We start from the raw sequence: 17,528 nt of genomic DNA, 5'->3' as shown, positions 1-17,528 counted from the left end.
GGAGGATTCTTCGAAACGAATTGTCGACGAACAATGCGGGCGCTTTTAGCGTCGGTCTCAACCTCATGCACATACTGGTGATAGATGACGAAGTTCGCCTGGCCCGGCACGTCGCTTCGGCTTTGACCGAGGCGGGCCACGAGCCGGTGGTGATCCACGACGGCGAATCGGCTTTGGGAGAAATGGAAAGCACGCCCTTCGATCTGGTCGTTCTCGATGTCGGTTTGCCTGGAATGGATGGCTTCGAAGTCTTGCGGCGGATGCGAGCCAAGAACATCTCGCACCGGGTCCTGATGCTGACCGCGCGCGGCGAATTGAACGATCGCGTCACCGGATTGCAACTGGGCGCCGACGATTACCTGGCGAAGCCTTTTGCGATGCAGGAATTAATGGCGCGGGTGCGGGCCCTCGGGCGCCGTTACGCGGAAGAGCCTGAAATTACCCTGCGGGTCGCGGACCTCACGCTCGACCTGGCGAACCAGCAGGTCCATCGGGGGGATCGTCATATCGAGCTTTCCACCCGCGAAATGACTTTGTTAAAAGTCCTCATGCGCGAACCGGGCCGGGTGTTTACCCGGACGGAGCTGTGTGAACGCGTCTGGGAACGCGAGCATGAATATGATATGAAACTCGTGGAAGTTTTTGTGGGACGTTTGCGAAAGAAAATTGGCACACCGCCGCTCATTCACACGGTGCGGCATGTTGGCTATACGATTCGCGAACTCGAATCGCCATGAGGCGTTGGCCGCTGCGCTGGAAATTAGCGCTCTACGCCGCGGCCCTGGGAATCGGGGCGACCATCGCCGGCGCCGCGACGACCTGGACGATCATGCGCTATTGGGAGCTGAGAGCCTTCGATAACCGGCTCGCTCTGGACGCGCAGGAGCTCTTTCGCGATGTGGAAAATTTTGAAGGCGGAATTGCGAACAATAGCCGGATTTTCCAGGAGCGATTTGTTCCGCTCGCTCTCCGCGACCGATATGTTGAAATCCGTGGACCCGGGGGCGAATTACTTTACCTCTCGCCCAACGTTGAGGCGCCCGTGCTGAATGACGGCATTGAAAAATTTCATACCCGCAAAATCGGCACCAGCAGCGTTCGCCTGGGAACCTTTCATTGGAACGGGCTGACGCTTCACGTCGGCGCCGACCTGAAGGAAGTAAACAAAATCGGCTGGAACATCATGCTCGGAATGCTGGGGGCGATTCCAACCGTATTGATTGTGATCACGATCGGCGGCCGCTGGGTGGCGAGAAAAGCGCTCGCGCCCGTTGACGCAATTCGCGAAGCCGCTTCCCGCATCACCCTCCAGAATCTTCATCAGCGATTGCCGGCCCCCTCGACGAATGACGAGATCGCCGCGCTCATCGCGGTCCTCAACGCGACGTTCGACCGGTTGCAGCGCAGCTTCGAACAGTCGGTTCGCTTTTCCGCGGAAGCATCGCACCATCTTAAAACTCCGATCTCCGTCCTGCGCGCCGGAATTGAGGAAATCCTCACTGATCCGGACACGCCGGCGAAACAACAGACTCGCGCGGATGCATTGCTCCATCAGGTTCACCAGCTCACTTCCGTTGCCGAAAATCTTCTCCTCCTGGCCCGGGCGGATGCGGGACGGCTCGAACTGCATCGCGAGCAATTTAATTTAACTGAAGTCTTGGAAGGCGTTTGCGACGATGCGAGCGCCATGGCGGAGGCGGAAGGGTTGACCGTCGAGGCGGAGTTGCCGCCGAAATTGCCGGTGGAGGCGGACCGCCGCGCGGTTTCGCTGATTGTTCAGAACCTGCTCGAAAACGCGATCAAGTACAATCAGCCGGCAGGTTGCATTTGCATTCAGGCCCGCGCCCTTGATGGGAAAGCAGAGTTAACGGTGAGGAATAACGGCGAGCCGATTCCGCCAGACCGTGCCCCGCATATTTTCGAGCGCTTTTATCGCGCCCGTTCAGACGGCCGCATCCAGGGTCAGGGACTAGGGTTGAGTGTCGCCGTCGAGTTGGCCAAGGCCCACGGGGGCGATCTTGCCTTGGTCAGGTCGGACGAGGAGTGGACGGAATTTCGATTGTCGATGCCGCGCGGTCGAGCCTCAGTTTCGGATTCCTGAGCCCTCCCGCGCCTCTATTCTTCGCGTCGCGTAGGTGGATCGAGCGCTCCGTCGCTCGATATGTGACCAAGTCAGAACCGCGCGCAGAGCGCCCGGTCCACCCACGGCCGCTCGGCCAATCCGCAACTTTGGCGGGTTCAATCTGTTGAATCGAAACATGGCCAGAAACCCTGACCCGGATTCGAGCGAAAAGAGCAAAATCCAATTCGAAGAGGACATCTGCATCCACATCTTCACCGTTTCGTCCGCGATGGTCGGCGTTTGCCTGACGGTGATCGGACTCATCCGGGTGGTCATTACTCTCGGCAAAGCCGACACCCTGGCAGACGACCTCCTGGCGGCGGACGCGCTCCTCTTTCTTCTTTCCTGTCTTCTCTCCTACGCCGCGCTCCGTTCCCGCGGCTTCCGGCGCATGCACCGGATCGAACGCGCGGCGGACGCTACCTTTATTGTCGCCATGCTGGTCATGGTAACGATCTGCGGGTTTATCACCTACGCTGTTACGGCTCCCGGCCATTCCTAAGGCCTTGGGAAATGGACGGCGACAAAGCGCCGTGGCTACAGCAGCCGCAGCGCGTTAAGCGAAATTTACCGCGGGAACGGCTTCTCGAGATTTGCCAGCGCGTAGGCAGTCACCGCTACCACGGCGGCGTTTTCGGCAAGTTCCTGGGGCACAATTTTGTCCAGGGTATCGGCGGCCGTGTGGTGATAATTGAAGTAGGTCCGGTTGTCCTGGATCGGGCTGAACCCGGGCACGCCCAGTTTCGTCAGCGGGCTGATATCAGCGCCGGGATGTTCGGCCAGATTCAAGATGCCCGCGCCCGATTTCCGAAGGATTTGCGCCACCGGCTCGAAGAATGATTTCGCTTCGGGCTTCGTCGCGTAATTGATCCCGAGCGGATGTCCCGCTCCGCCATCCGTTTCCATTGCGGCGAAATGATTGGCAATTTCCTGTTGATGATTTTTCGCGTAAGTCTTGCCACCCGCGAGTCCGTTCTCTTCATTCATCCAGGCGATGACGCGGAGTGTTCGTTTCGGACGAAGATGCAGCTTCTGAAACAGGTTCGCGGCCTCCATCGAAACCGCCACGCCGGCGCCATCGTCGATGGCCCCAGTCCCGAGGTCCCAGGAATCCAAATGTCCTGAGACAATAATGATTTGCTCGGGATGTTCGCTTCCCTTTAGGTCTCCGATGACGTTATAGCTGACAGCTTCCGGGAGTTGTTGCGGCGTCAGGAGAAGGCGCATGCGTAACGGGCCTTGCGGAGCAAGGGCGGCCATTAGGTCGGCATCCTCGGCCGTCACAGCGGCGGCCGGAATCTTCGGCGCATCTTTCTTGTAATCGGTCTGGCCGGTGTGCGGGAGCCGATATTCCGCCCCGCCGACCGAGCGGATCAACGCCGCTACAGCTCCAAGTTTTCCCGCGGCGACAGGCGCGTCGGCACGATACTTCACCGCTTGTCCGTAGGCATCCCCCGCCCTGCTTTGCGCCGCCATCTGCTTGTCGAAATGGTAATTAAACAGAACGATCTTGCCGGCCACTTTGTCGCGACCGAGCTTTTGCAACTCGTCGAAATCGGCCACGACGACGACTTCGGCGGTCAATCCATGAGGCGGCGTCGCCACGCTGCCGCCAAGAGCGGTGAGAACAATTTTTTGGGTCGTGTTCTCGGCCATGCCCGGGAACTCAACCAGGGCCGCCGTTTCTTCGCCCCGCACCCAATGCTGCACCATGACTTTCTCGAGTTGAACCTCGAGACCGAGCGCCTTCAGTTCCCCCGCAACGTAATCCACCGCCTTTTGCGCCTGGGCCGAACCAGTCAACCGCGGCCCAATGTTATTCGAAAGATGCGCTACTTGCCGATAGGCGTAGTCGCTTTTCAAGGCCGCATCCTGAAGCTTTTCCAACTCAGCCAGAGTTTGCGCCGAATACAGGGGCGGCGTGGGTACCGGCGTCGGGGTCGGCGAATCTTCCTGCGCCCAGCAAGGCATCGCTCCAATCCAAACCACGCAGGCAAGGACCGCTAAACGAGTTGTGCTAGTTCGAATTCTACTTTGCCTCATATGTATGGAACCAGTTCATGGTTGTTATTTCCCGGGCCTTGCCAACAACAATGCCGCGACCGCCGCCGCGTTCAATTCAAACCGGAAAATTTCATGCATCCAACCAAACACCAGTCACGCCCTTCGTTTTTCGCGTTGCAATTATCTTATTCCACCCAAGGCCGAAGCGCCAAAGCGCTTCGACGTTTACCTCGCTCGAGCGGTCGCCGGCAACTATTACTTCCTAGGGTTGCGGAGCTCGAAGGTCGAATCGTTGCAGAAACTTGTCCGCAGTTGGTAAATATCCTTGACGGCCTCGCGGCCACAACATAAAAGGAGGCCGATTACGTCACCCGACGTTTCAACGCATCTTCGGCCGGGCTGAAGGAACCCGTGGGGCTGAACCTTCGCTGGAAGGCCGCTTAACGCGATCCCCCAGATTTCACCTGAAGCCCCGAGTCAGCCGAAATGAGGCCTAATTCTTGGAACGCGCCTCGCGAGGATGGTTCCCGGTTCCGGGCGGTCTGGAAACCGTTCAGGTCAACAATCCCTCCCTAGAAGCCAATCCCCATGAAAAAAAGATCCGCCTCTCGCTCGGCTTTCTTTAGTCCGCGCGTCTTAATGACCTGTTGTGCAATCGGCGTCCTCCTCGTGCTGCTTGCCTTTGCCCTCGACCCAGGCGGGACCGCCAGGGCACAGGGCTCGCAGCAAAATCAACAAACTGGTCAGGCAAGACCGCTTACGCCCGAGGAAGCCCGGGGACTGGTGGCGGCACTCAAACCGCTGCTCAATCAGTCGAGCAAGGCCTGCAACTCCGCGTCTAACGCATTCGTTATTCTCCTGACGTGCATATCTGGGGTGTCGTTACGCAGATGAATACGACGTTCCTTCAACGGAAAGCGAGAAGTATTTTCCGCGCCGCTATTACTTCCTTTGGACTACTGAGTCCGCAATAAGCGTGCGGTTGGCTAACGACATGTATTACTCCGTACGATGGATAGACGGCAATCGCCGAGATTCCCTACACTTCCAGAACTCAAGAAAGGCCCCGCCAGACAAAAGCGTCTGCCGGCCCCAAAAAGCCCCAGAGTCCCAGAGCCCCACAGCCCAGAAACGCAAAATAAGATTCCAAAGCATTTGAACTCCCTCATCTGCAAAGACCGTTGCATCGCCCTCTCTCGACGGGAAGACCATTCTTCACTTCTGCTTGTCGGGCTCCCGCGCCTTCTCTTCACTTCATTTGCGGGAGCAAAATCTAAAGTCAGGAAACCTACGCTGTTACTGTTTTCCGTTGCCGTGCTGCTGCCGGGCGGCACAGCGGCAATGCGCGGGCAATCTGCGCTTGATGGTTTCGACCCGAAAAACGGCGGGATTTGCGGCAGCGGCGTGCAGCCAGACGAGCGCGGCGGCATTGCGTTCTCGACGCAGAAAGTTTTTCTGCCCGGCGACAGCACGAAACCCAACGCCGGGACATGGAACTGGGCTGATCTCACCGGAGGCGTCAGCACCAGCAATCTGGACAATCTCGTCATGGACATAAGGACGGAGACGGCCTATACGCTGGCTGATTCTTCCGGCATCGCGTTGCCGTTTGCGGCCGAGCCGGGCAAAACACAACATCTCGCCTCTGCCGATGCTGTTCCCGAAGGGCTCACCGCGTCCGACTGGACTAATATCCGCGCTGCCTACCAAGCGCATCAACATCAAGCGATACGAGTGGAAGGCCGATACGCGGCGCGCAATCCAGAGCAACAGTGGCGGACGGATTTCGATGACCGCGGTTTTACCACACGACCGGATGCGGGCGGTTGGCAGCGGGGCTGGAAGTTGAAAAGTTACGGCTTCCGAGGGCAGGAGCGCGCCATCGGCGGGCGGTCAGAGGCTTCCAACACCGATGCCAGTGACGACTTCGCCAGTTCGGTGGCCCCAACGCCGACCCCAACACCGACGCCAACGCCCACTCCTTGCGCAGCTTGTACTCCAACCCCGACCCCGACCGCATCACCTACGGCTACACCCACAGCTACTCCGACCGCGACCCCTGCATGCACCCCGTTCACCTTTGCGGGGACGGGAGCAGGACCTATTGCTGATGGCGGCAGTGGGACGCCGCCGGTGTTCGGCACCCCGCTGGTGATTAGCTTCGCCGTTGCGGGCCAGAGCGCACCGCTTAGCAGTGTGGCAGTCGACCTGACCCTGACCCACTCGTGGGTGGGAGACCTGGATATGATCCTGACCTCCCCGGGCGGCACAGCCAGCCTGATTACGGTAAGCCGGATCGGGGTGACGACCGCGAACTCTGTGGGAGACAGCTCCAATTACGCCGGGACGTATAACTTCACCGATGCCGCGGCAGGAACGAACATCTGGACGATAGCGACAGCAGCGGCGTGCGGAGACACCTGCAACATCACGGTGGGCGATTACCGGACGACGGCCGGAGGCACTACCGGGCAGACCAATCCGCCACCGGTGACCTCGCTGAACACGACGTTTGCGGGGCTGACGACTGGCCAGATCAACGGGATCTGGACACTGACCATCCGCGACGGCGCGGCGGTGGACACCGGAAGTGTGACGGCCGCGAACCTGAAGCTGGCTGGCGCTTGTGGGCCGACGCCGACGCCTGGGGTCACAGCTACACCTACAGCCACCCCGACGCCGACGGCAACGGGAACGCCTCCACCGTGCCAAATCACAGCGTATGCGTTCGACGTGACCGGCGATTCTCAGGGCACGGTCGATCCGGATGACGACACCTTTTCCCCCGACACCTTTTCCTTTGGGGTGTACGTGACCGGCTCACATGTGGGTCCCCACTGGATGGCCAATACTCCGTCGGGGATTTTGACCGGCAATTACGACGAGCTTGTCCACCTGGGTCCATATTCCACGAGCCTGTTGCCGCTCACGGTGACATTCCGGGATGAAACTGATGCGGCTTGCACCGCCGTCGTCGTGGTTTCCAACGTGGCCACTCCGCCCTGCTCGGTCACCATCAATGTCCCGCCCGTTGTCACTGTTACGGCGGAAGAAGCAGGCGGCGCGTATATTGGTTTCCTACTGCCGGTCACTAAACCCGCAGGCTGCAACCGCCAGGTTGAGCTGCTTTTCTCGCCACCGTCGGGATCGTTTTTCGCGGTCGGTTCCCATCAGGTTGTTGCGCAAGTTTCTGGATCACCTAACGAAAGAGCCTTGTTTACACTGGTCGTCCAACCTCCTGATCCAGCTGATTTGCCGAATCCACTGGGCATTTATGTTCCGACCCCAGGAGGCCCGCGCATGGAATTGGCCCTCGACGAGGCAGAATTCACGGTGGCGGCGAATGCAGGCGCATTCTCATGGAGCATGGATGCCGTGGGCGGATTTGCTGGACAGGCCCCGCTGACCATTCCCGCGACATCACCCTCCGATGGCTTGCTCTTTGGCGCAGTATCAAGGGAAGAAAGCGACCCGAAGGTGGCGATGACTACTGTGGCAACGGGGACGGGTTGGACGCTGCATCTCACGACCTGCCGGCCATTCGTCGATGACAACCCGAATCCGGCAGAGCCCGCCCCGCTTACCTGGCAACCGCCGACTACAGGGGGAATGGAAGCCCTGTTCGTTCCGTGGTCCACGCCAAGGCTGATCGCTGGCCGCGTCCTGGCTGCCAGCGGAGCTGTGACCCAACGCGCGGGCGCCTTCGATCTGTCTAAGCTGGGCGCGGGTAAATTCAATATTCGGATTCAAAACGGGAACGATGAGAGTGGGAACCTCCTCATCATGCCAACCGCACTCGATGACCGTGGGAAGGCACCGCTCGTGACCACGGAATTTGCTGACGGAGTGTTTACAGTCAGCTTGCGGCAGGCGATTCCGAGCCCGGATGGATTCGATCCGAACGCACCTCTGATCGATGTCGACTTCGTGTTCGTTTGGGTACCGCTGATCAATCGCGACGACAGCGAGGTGGTAACTCGCCTGAATAACTCCCACTTCAACATCACGAGGCCAGGTGGGAGCACTGCCCGATTAGAGTGGAACGACACACAGGACCCGGCATCTCTCGAAGCATCCACGGATCTCACATCGTGGGCACCGCTCGGAGGCTCCCCCGTGCTCGCAAACGGCCGCTGGTCTCAGGATACGCCGATGATCGGAGTGAATGGTTTTTTTCGTCTCGCACCGAATTATGCCACTGCAGACGATGACACTGCAGCTCCCTCCGGGTCTTGCAGTGTATGTACGAACGGCGGGTTTGAACTCAATAACTTAGATCATTGGTCTTGCGAAACTGGTAATACTTACTCTTTGAAATGGAAGTCCGGATGCGTGACTGAGCCGCCCGCACCGGGAAGGCAGACAATCATGAGCGCTGGATTTGACCCTAAAATCCCGACGCTGCCTAAAGTATGGTCCGGGGCGCACAGCGCCCGCTTGGGGAATTCGGCCGTTGGATCCGAGAGAGAACGACTGAAGTTTACCTTTTTGGTTACCAACCAGACACAGAACTTTGCCTTCGGCTACGCCGTGGTGCTTCAGAATCCTCCACATCCCAAAAAACGGCAACCGTATTTTTCGTACCGCTTTTTTAAGGGGGCTACCTATCACTGGTGGAAAAAGATTGGGTCCGAGGTCAAAAAAGTTGCGGACGGACATGACCATTACTTCACGCACGCTTCCTCGAACTCCAACATACTTTACCGCCCTTGGGACTGCTATAAGAAGGATCTGAGTAAATTTGTGGGCAAGTGCGTTAGTGTCGAATTCGAAACAGCCGACTGCGAGGACAGCGGCCACTTCGGCTACGCCTATATCGATGGTCTTTGCGAGCCACCCGACAACTCCCTTAATCCCGTCTTCACTCTGCCTCCGGTGAGGTGTGCTCCCACTGGGCCCTTCATCGCTGATGCAACTGCGACAACAGGCGAAACGTCATATTTTTGGAGTATAGAAGAAAGTGATCCATGGTGCGGGCGCAAACCGTCGACCGAGGTGATGGAATGGTTCGTCGCGCAGCAAGCGGGGCAGATAAATCTAACATCATGGTACGCTTCCAAGGGAGGCACGTTCAAGCCTGGCCAGTGTTACCGCATCAAGCTAGCCGTTCAAAACGGTTGCTCCCAGTGGAAGGAAACCGTTCAGTGTCCGTGTTTTCTTCCCGCACCGAAAGCCGATGCCGGTCCCGACCGTCATATCTGCCGGACTACCGATACCTTTGTCCAGATTGGAACGCCTGCTGTTGCGGGCAACACCTACATGTGGACTTCCGATCCTTTGGGCTTTTCAAGTTCACAAGCCAATCCCTCGGTGGATCCACACTGTACCACCACGTATATCCTCACTGTTACCGGCCAGAACGGCTGTTCCGCCACCGATCGCGTGACGGTCTTCGTTGACGATACTTTTACCCTTGGCGTCAATAGGACACACGTTGGGGGCGAGCCGTGCGACCTTTGCGATTTATCGTCCAGTTATTATGATCTGGAAGCTTTGTCAGTATCCCCTCCGACCAGCTGCCGAACCATCAGCGGTAAGCCTCCACCGGTTGAGTATTCTTACGCCTGGAGCACGGGTGAGACGACCTCGCACATCAAAGTGCGGCCAACCGTGGCAACAACCTACTCAGTGACTGTTTCAAATGCCTGCATGAGCGCGACCAGGCAAGTCATAGTGCCGCCAAGCGTCCCGGGGGACAATTCGCGACCCACGCTCTACATTCCGAATGTCTTCGCTCCAAACAGTAGCACTCCAGCAAACCAAGTGTTCCGGATAATGCATGTACCCCTGGCTCCGGGGCAAGCACCTGCCTACCGAGCCGTACAATACAACTTTAGAGTTTATAACAGGTGGGGCAACACGGTTTATTCCAAGACGAGGATGGTGTGTTCCTTGAACGACGCCTTCTTAAACGGTGAAATTAGTTGGGATGGAAGAAGATCCAACGGAAAAGTTCGTCCTACGGCTTCCTATGATTGGGTACTCGAGCTTCGCAATTGCGAAAAAGGCTGGTTTGCCCCCTGGAAAGGCAGTGTCACCTTGCTCAAGTAAACGTCATGACTGCGATTTGCGAATTTGTTTGTGTTGATAGCGGGCCACGCCAGCCATCGAGGGGCATGTTCTCATCTAATGTTGTTCGCAAAATCTGCCTGTTAGGTTGTACAGCTATTTTCGCCGGCGCGTCCCCGTTGTCTGGACAGATGGTGATCACCGAGCCTGTGGGCTTCACGCGCATCAACTGCCTCGGCAACTCAGATACCTTTGTGGGGATGCCGTTCACCCGGCCGCCCGAATTCGTCGGAACCATTCAATCTGTCTCCGGCAACACAATTGTGGTGAGCGGCACTCCGTGGACAGCGGGCCAATTTGTCTACGCGACTGGCACCCAGCCAAATCGCTATTATATGCTGGTCGGTCCGGCCGGGACGACCAATCCGACGGAGGGCCGTACGTTCTTTATCACCGGTAACTCATCGAACACCCTGACGCTCGAGACAACGCCAGATGAATTGGGCGGCACGCCGGCCGGCGCACAGCTGCTCGTGATCCCGTACTGGACACTCAACTCCGTTTTCCCAGCCAGCCACGCCAATGCCTCTTTCACCCCCACCGTCTCCACGCGTGACTTCAAGACGCAAATTCTGATCCCCGCTAACGGTGCGACAGGTGTGAACCTGGCCAATGCTCAAGTCTATTTCTTTAGCAACAACGTCAACAATACCACCGGGAATATCGGGTGGCGCGTGGTGGGCGACAACACCGCCGATCATGGCGACGATCCGTTGGGCCCTGGGGGTTCCTTCGTTGTGAGAAATTTGAATGCGGCGCCGACTCTTTCTCTCGTTTCGGCTGGCGCGGTTTTGACGAAAAGGCTTTCCATTCCACTGACTGCTCCCACCTCGGGTAGCCAGGGCCAGGACAAAGCGGTTAGCATGGTCCGCCCCGTGGAGGTGACGTTGACCAACACTGGTTTATGGCCGGCCGATGACTCGTTTGTTGCCACCACGAATACAAACGATTTCAAGGACCGCCTCCTAGTCTATAACAACGCTCAAGCAGCATTGAATAAGGCTCCGAGCGCAGTCTATTTCTATAGTGACAACGTTAATTCCTCGACGTCGAATTTCGGATGGCGCCTCGTCGGGGACAACACAACACCGCACGACAATGATGTTATCCCCTTAGGTGCCGGGTTCACTGTCCGCAAGGCTGGCAATGGCGGCCAAACCGTAATCTGGACGAACGCCCCAACCTACTAGCTCAAAGTGAAGAACTTATTTTCTCTATTCTTCTTTTCGACCGTCGCCGTTGCCTACGCTGATTTCTCAATCCAGTTGGACGCCGGGCGGCTGCGCATCAACGCGTCCTTGCCGCTTTCGCATATCGACAACACGTCGCCTTCCAACGGCGGTTCACTGCTTCTCGTGATTGCCGCCAATGGCGACGGTGGATTCGACAATAGTATCGCTTCGGGGAACTATGTCGCCGGTAACGATCTTGTCCTAGCCGCTGGCGGCTTTAGCACCTCCGGCGGCACAGACGAGACGATCACCTTCTTTTACGTCTCGACCAACAACCTGACGCTTCCTGCGAATGATCGGATCGCGTTGCGTTGGTTCCCGCAAATTACGTTTCAAGATTACAAAAATGGTGTGACTCCGTCCACCGGACAGACGTTCGGCACCTACAATCCGCGTACGTCCAATCCGCCAAACGCCAGCGACGACCCCGATGGAGGAGATCCTTGGCTCGTGCCGTTAGGTGGCTTGATTTATCTAAACTTCTTTACCACTGGATCAGATCTCGGCGGTACCCAAAGCCCTGGAGAGGGGTTTGCCCAATTCGTAATTGGGACCGGTCCTTCTCCTACCCCACCTCAACCGCCAACCCCCACTCCCACTCTCACCCCAACCGCGACTCCAACCCCGACTCCGCCTACGCCTACGCCTACGCCTACGCCTACGCTGACACCTACGGCGACGGCAACGCCGCCTCCCGCGGTGTGTAACCTAACGGAAGGGTTTGACGCCGTCACGACGTTGGTTCCGGGCGGCTGGGTCATGCGGAACAACAGCAGCCCGATAGGAACCACTGGATGGTTCAAAGGCAATTCGACCCTGTTCCCGTCTCAGTCGGGTGCTCCCGACTCCTACATTGCCGCCAACCTTAACAACACCATGGACACCGGCACGATCAGCAACTGGCTGTTGACTCCACCGTTGACCTTGCAGAACGGTGCCCAGTTCAGCTTCTGGACTCGGACGACGAACGGCATATTCCCAGACCGTCTCCAGGTGCGCATGAGCACCAACGGCACCAGCTCGAACGTGGGGACCACGGCCACCAGCGTAGGTGATTTTGGGACCATCCCCGAGGGGGGAACTGGCAATGGGGCCCTCCTGCTCGACATCAATCCGACCTATTCGACGACTGGCTATCCAACTGGGTGGACTAATTTCACCGTGACAGTCAGCGGGCTTGGTTTGCCAATCACAGGCCGGCTTGCCTTCCGCTACTTTGTCGAAAGCGGCGGATCCGCCAGCCCGAACTCAGATTACATCGGTATTGACGCGGTGCAGTACTCCTGCAACGCGGGACTACCAACGCCGACTCCAACGCCGACGCCAACGGTAACGCCGACGGTAACGCCGCCTCCCACGGTGTGTAACCTAACGGACGGGTTTGACGCCATCACGACGTTGGCTCCAGGCGGCTGGGTCATGCGGAACAACAGCAGCTCGGTGGGAACCACCGGCTGGTTCCAAGGCAATTCGATCCTGTTCCCGTCCCAGTGGGGCGCTCCCGACTCCTACATTGCCGCCGACTTTAATAACACCACGGACACCGGCACGATCAGCAACTGGTTGTTGACTCCACCGTTGACCTTGCAGAACGGTGGCCAGTTCAGCTTCTGGACTCGGACGACGGACGGCACCTTCCCAGACCGTCTCCAAGTGCGCATGAGCACCAACGGCACCAGCTCGAACGTGGGGAACACGGCCACCAGCGTAGGTGACTTTACGACTCTCCTGCTCGACATCAATCCGACCTATACGACGACTGGCTATCCCACTGGGTGGACTAATTTCACCGTGACGGTCAGCGGGCTTGGTGGCCCGGCACAGGGCCGGGTTGCCTTCCGCTACTTTGTCGAGAGCGGCGGACCAGACGGCGCCAACTCGGATTACATCGGCATTGACGCGGTGCAGTACTCCTGCAATGGGGGAATACCAACGCCAACGCCAACCTCGACGGTAACGCCAACGGTAACGCCGGCTCCCACGGTGTGTAACCTGACGGAAGGGTTTGACACCAGCACGACGTTGGTTCCGGGCGGCTGGGTCATGCAGAACAACAGCAGCCCGGTGGGAAGCACGGGCTGGTTCCAAGGCAATTCGGCAGTGTTCCCGTCTCAGTCGGGCGCTCCCGACTCCTACATTACCGCCGACTTTAACAACACCATGGGCACCAACACGATCAGCAACTGGCTGTTGACTCCACCCGTCACCTTGCAGAACGGCGCTCAGTTGGCCTTCTGGACCCGGACGACGGACGGCATATTCCCAGACCGTCTTCAAGTGCGCATGAGCACCAACGGCACCAGCTCGAATGTGGGGACCACGGCCACGAGCGTAGGTGACTTTACGACGCTCCTGCTCGACGTCAATCCGACCTATGCGACGACTGGGTATCCAACCGGGTGGACTAATTTCGTCGTGACGATGAGCGGACTTGGCGGGCCCGTAACAGGCCGGCTTGCCTTCCGATACTTTGTGGAAAACGGCGGACCTAGTGGTGCCAACTCGGATTACATCGGCATCGACGCGGTGGATTACCACTGCAACGGGGTAACATCAACACCAACACCAACACCAACACCAACACCAACACCAACACCAACACCAACACCAACACCAACACCAACACCAACACCAACACCAACACCAACACCAACACCAACACCAACACCAACACCAACACCAGCAACACCGACACCGACACCGACACCAACGCCCATCCCCATACCGACCCCGACACCAACGCCAACCCCGACAGCGACAGCGACACCAACACCGACACCGGCCGTCACACCAACGCCAACGCCGACACCATCACCAACGTCAACTCCAACCCCCACACACACACCAACACCGAGCCCGACATCAACGCCGACGGCAATCCCCACAGCTACCCCAACTGCTACCCCCGTACCTTCAGCGACTCCCACACCGACTCCAACCCCGACGCCGACTGCTACAGCAACACCGTCACCCCCCATTGGCCAGTTGGGTAACATCTCGAGCCGGCTGCAAGTGGGGACCGGTGGCAGGGTGATGATCGCCGGTTTCATTATTCAGGGAAGCGCGCCGAAGCAGGTGCTCATCCGAGCAGGAGGTCCCTCCTTGACCCAATTCGGAGTTCCGAATGCGCTGGCTAACCCGCGGCTGGAGCTCCACGACACCACTAACACCATTGCGAGGAACAATGATTGGCAGACAACGCAAATCGGCGGCGTGATTACCTTAGACCAAGTCGCGGCGATTCAAAGCAGCGGACTAGCTCCGACCGATCCACTCGAGTCCGCGATTATCGCCACCGTACCGCCGGGTAGCTACACGGCCATTGTGGAAGGCGTAAGCGCCGGGACTGGCGTAGGGATCGTGGAAGTTTACGATTTAGACCTAACGGGCGGATCCATCCTCGGCAACATCGCCACGCGCGGCTTCGTGCAGACCGGGAACAATGTCATGATCGGCGGATTCATCTTGGGAGGAACTACCCAGAACACCGGGATAATCGTGCGCGGGATCGGACCCTCGCTGGCCCCATTCGGTCTCAGTCCCCTGCTGGCCGATCCTACCCTTGAGTTGCGCGATAGCAACGGCGCTCTCTTGATCTCGAACGACGATTGGCAGGACGACCCGGGTCAAGCGGCCCAGTTGAGCGCCCGCGGCCTGGCTCCGCAAGCCCCAAAGGAGTCTGGAATCTTCGTCTCATTGCCGGTCGGTGCCTTTACCGCCATCGTGGCTGGAAAGAACGGCGGCTCGGGGATCGGTTTGGTTGAGATCTACAACGTGAACTAAGTCCGTCTCTCTAGTCGGTGATCTGCGGCCAGATTACGCGGCCGCCGAGAACAGGGCTCCATGTAGCTGCGCTCAACACCCGTTCCGATTGGCAGCGCGGGTGTTCCGGGTCAGAGTCAGTTCGTGCGCGACTTGTTGCAAGGCGCAGGTCAAAGCGACGGCGATCAGGCAGCGGAGATTCGTCTCGAAAGAATTTCATTGCTGATTGTTCTTTTCTTGATGTCGTACTAATAATGCCGCGCTCGCCGTGGCATGCGATTCAAACCAAAACTTCCGTGCACTTGACCAAACTTCTCATCACGCCCGTCGCCTGCGCTGGGTTGCAACTTTGCCAGGCCGCCGGCGCGCAAAGCAACAACGACCACGCCGAGGCGGCTAAATCGCTTAACGTCTTTTTTGAAGCGGAGTGGAACTACGAGATGGAGCAAAGTCCGGCGCGCGCTTCGTCGATGGGCGATCGCCGGTGGAACGATCGCTGGGGCGACCAGAATCTCGAGGCGATCCGAAAGCGGGAAGAACATGCCGCCGACACCCTGACGCGCCTAAAGAAATTCGATCGCGCAAAACTCTCCGCCGCGGATCAGCTGAATTACGACCTCTTCCAAAAAGACCTCGAGACCGACATCGAAGGCTTCAAGTTCAAGACCTATTTGATGCCCATCAATCAGCGCGGTGGCATCCAGACCCTGGACGAGCTCGGCGACCGGCTCCGTTTTGAGACGGTCAAGGATTACGAAGATTGGATCGCGCGGCTGAAAGCCTTTTCCGGTTTGATGGACCAGAACATCGCGCTCATGCGGGAAGGAGCGCGCAGTCACGTCATCTGGCCCAAGATCGTGTTGGAACGAGTCCCGGCCCAGATCGACAAGCAGCTTGTCTCAAAGCCGGAGGAGAGCCCCTTTTTCAAGCCGTTCAAAAAGTTCCCGGACGAGATTTCACCCGCGGATCGCGAGCGCCTGGTGAAAGCAGCCCAGGCCGCAATCACCTCGGACGTGCTGCCTTCGTTTCAAAAGCTCAAAAAATATTTCGTCGATGAATATCTGCCCGCGGCCTTCGACCAGGTCGGAGTCTGGCAAATGCCGCAGGGCGCCGAGTTCTATGCCTTTCTCGCGCGACGCCACACCACGACTGCCCTGACCCCGGAGCAGATTCACGAGAAAGGACTCTCCGAAGTGGCCCGGATCAAAGCCGAGATGGAGGCGATCAAGGAGAAGGTGGGATTCAAAGGAACGCTGCCGGAATTCTTCACCAAGCTGCGAACCGATCCGCAGTTTTTTTACAAGACCCCGGATGAATTGCTGGAGGCGTATCGGGCGCTGGCGAAGCGCATCGATCCGAACCTGGTCAAGGTTTCCAAGACGCTTCCACGCACTCCCTACGGCGTGACGCCCATTCCTGATAAGATCGCGCCGGATACGACAACCGCCTATTACAACCAGCCCGCGGCGGATGGCTCGCGAGCGGGGCTTTATTTCGTTAATCTCTACAAACCCGAGACGCGGCCAAAATGGGAGATGATGGCGCTCTCCCTCCACGAATCCGTTCCGGGACATCACCTGCAAATCGCCCTCGCCCAGGAGCTCGGCGATATCCCAAAATTCCGGCGTTACGGCGGCTACACTGCTTTCGTGGAGGGCTGGGGCCTGTACGCCGAATCGCTTGGTCAGGACATGGGACTGTATGACGATCCCTATTCGAAGTTCGGCCAGCTTACTTACGAAATGTGGCGCGCTGTCCGCCTCGTCGTCGATACCGGAATGCATCACATGAAATGGGATCGCCAGCGGGCGATCAACTACTTCATGGACAATGCGCCCAAGGCCGAGAACGACATCGTCAACGAGATCGACCGTTACATCTCGATGCCCGGCCAGGCTCTCGCCTACAAAATCGGCGAACTAAAGATCAAAGAGCTGCGGAATCTGGCCCGGCAGGAGATCGGCGAATCTTTTGACGTGCGCGAGTTTCACGATGCCGTGCTGCTCTCGGGCGCCGTCCCGCTCGACGTCCTCGAGACCAAGGTCAAGGCGTGGATCGCCACCAGGAAAAAAACTGCGACGCCATCCCCCACGGCCACTCGTTAGGGCCGAAATCACGAGCATTGAGCGGACATGCAACGCCCTTTGATGGCCTCGACGTGGTTGCCTTGAACGCGATATCTCCTCGAACTAATCGAAAAGGCTTGCAGCCGTCTCTTTGAATCTGTCTAACTCGCCGCCATGAACCCTCCCGCCCCCGGGATTAGTTCTGGCTTTAGATTGATGTTGCCCTTCATCGGGCCGGCTCAATTGCCCCTCCGCCAATCGGTCTCCCCCGAG

Annotated in this window: 10 protein-coding genes; 9 read left to right on the top strand and 1 reads right to left on the bottom strand. The window is 58.2% G+C overall.

The genetic code is table 11. The annotated features are described in order from the left end of the window. Nucleotides 1-65: 65 nt before the first annotated feature. The 3 genes from VJU77_11495 to VJU77_11485 all read left to right on the top strand — a co-directional run bounded on the left by VJU77_11495 (nucleotide 66) and on the right by VJU77_11485 (nucleotide 2,624). Complete coding sequence (locus VJU77_11495) at nucleotides 66-737, top strand: response regulator transcription factor (GenBank protein ID HKP03967.1); 672 nt, start codon at nucleotides 66-68, stop codon at nucleotides 735-737. Beyond that, entirely contained in the window at nucleotides 734-2,101 is a 1,368-nt protein-coding gene (locus VJU77_11490; GenBank protein HKP03966.1) for a HAMP domain-containing sensor histidine kinase, read from the top strand. The genes VJU77_11495 and VJU77_11490 overlap by 4 nt, the downstream gene beginning before the upstream one ends. Before the next feature lie 157 nt (nucleotides 2,102-2,258). Then, nucleotides 2,259-2,624, top strand: a complete 366-nt coding sequence (locus tag VJU77_11485) for a hypothetical protein (GenBank protein HKP03965.1) — start codon at nucleotides 2,259-2,261, stop codon at nucleotides 2,622-2,624. Between the two features lie 65 nt (nucleotides 2,625-2,689). On the opposite strand, the gene VJU77_11480 is transcribed toward VJU77_11485, so the two are convergent. Then, complete coding sequence (locus VJU77_11480) at nucleotides 2,690-4,093, bottom strand: M20/M25/M40 family metallo-hydrolase (GenBank protein HKP03964.1); 1,404 nt, start codon at nucleotides 4,091-4,093, stop codon at nucleotides 2,690-2,692. A gap of 76 nt (nucleotides 4,094-4,169) precedes the next feature. On the opposite strand from VJU77_11480, the gene VJU77_11475 reads away from it, so the two are divergent. The 6 genes from VJU77_11475 to VJU77_11450 all read left to right on the top strand — a co-directional run bounded on the left by VJU77_11475 (nucleotide 4,170) and on the right by VJU77_11450 (nucleotide 17,294). Then, the gene (locus tag VJU77_11475) at nucleotides 4,170-4,445 is read left to right on the top strand and encodes a hypothetical protein (GenBank protein HKP03963.1); all 276 of its coding nucleotides are present in this window, start codon (nucleotides 4,170-4,172) and stop codon (nucleotides 4,443-4,445) included. A 269-nt stretch (nucleotides 4,446-4,714) separates the two neighbouring features. After that, the gene (locus tag VJU77_11470; GenBank protein HKP03962.1) at nucleotides 4,715-5,020 is read left to right on the top strand and encodes a hypothetical protein; all 306 of its coding nucleotides are present in this window, start codon (nucleotides 4,715-4,717) and stop codon (nucleotides 5,018-5,020) included. A gap of 447 nt (nucleotides 5,021-5,467) precedes the next feature. Beyond that, nucleotides 5,468-10,177, top strand: a complete 4,710-nt coding sequence (locus VJU77_11465; GenBank protein ID HKP03961.1) for a proprotein convertase P-domain-containing protein — start codon at nucleotides 5,468-5,470, stop codon at nucleotides 10,175-10,177. Nucleotides 10,178-10,182: 5 nt separating this feature from the next. Then, nucleotides 10,183-11,385 carry a TIGR02597 family protein gene (locus VJU77_11460; GenBank protein HKP03960.1) on the top strand — a complete coding sequence of 401 codons (1,203 nt, stop codon included), beginning with the start codon at nucleotides 10,183-10,185 and terminating at the stop codon, nucleotides 11,383-11,385. Between the two features lie 6 nt (nucleotides 11,386-11,391). Further along, nucleotides 11,392-15,210 carry a choice-of-anchor J domain-containing protein gene (locus tag VJU77_11455; GenBank protein HKP03959.1) on the top strand — a complete coding sequence of 1,273 codons (3,819 nt, stop codon included), beginning with the start codon at nucleotides 11,392-11,394 and terminating at the stop codon, nucleotides 15,208-15,210. Nucleotides 15,211-15,485: 275 nt separating this feature from the next. Next, a complete protein-coding gene (locus VJU77_11450) occupies nucleotides 15,486-17,294 on the top strand; it encodes a DUF885 domain-containing protein (GenBank protein ID HKP03958.1) in 1,809 nt (602 codons plus the stop codon). Nucleotides 17,295-17,528 lie beyond the last annotated feature (234 nt).

Source organism: Chthoniobacterales bacterium, from assembly GCA_035274845.1.
In the GTDB taxonomy this organism is placed as follows: Bacteria; Verrucomicrobiota; Verrucomicrobiia; order Chthoniobacterales; family UBA10450; genus AV80.
The sequence above is the reverse complement of the archived record's forward strand: the minus strand, read 5'-3'. Positions and strand labels throughout refer to the sequence as shown.

Coding starts and splice junctions, on each gene's coding strand:
- VJU77_11475 (HKP03963.1), top strand. CDS start 4,170: ATGGAACCAGTTCATGGTTGTTATTTCCCGGGCCTTGCCAACAACAAT.
- VJU77_11480 (HKP03964.1), bottom strand. CDS start 4,093: ATGCCTTGCTGGGCGCAGGAAGATTCGCCGACCCCGACGCCGGTACCC.
- VJU77_11470 (HKP03962.1), top strand. CDS start 4,715: ATGAAAAAAAGATCCGCCTCTCGCTCGGCTTTCTTTAGTCCGCGCGTC.
- VJU77_11460 (HKP03960.1), top strand. CDS start 10,183: ATGACTGCGATTTGCGAATTTGTTTGTGTTGATAGCGGGCCACGCCAG.
- VJU77_11465 (HKP03961.1), top strand. CDS start 5,468: ATGCGCGGGCAATCTGCGCTTGATGGTTTCGACCCGAAAAACGGCGGG.
- VJU77_11495 (HKP03967.1), top strand. CDS start 66: ATGCACATACTGGTGATAGATGACGAAGTTCGCCTGGCCCGGCACGTC.
- VJU77_11485 (HKP03965.1), top strand. CDS start 2,259: ATGGCCAGAAACCCTGACCCGGATTCGAGCGAAAAGAGCAAAATCCAA.
- VJU77_11490 (HKP03966.1), top strand. CDS start 734: ATGAGGCGTTGGCCGCTGCGCTGGAAATTAGCGCTCTACGCCGCGGCC.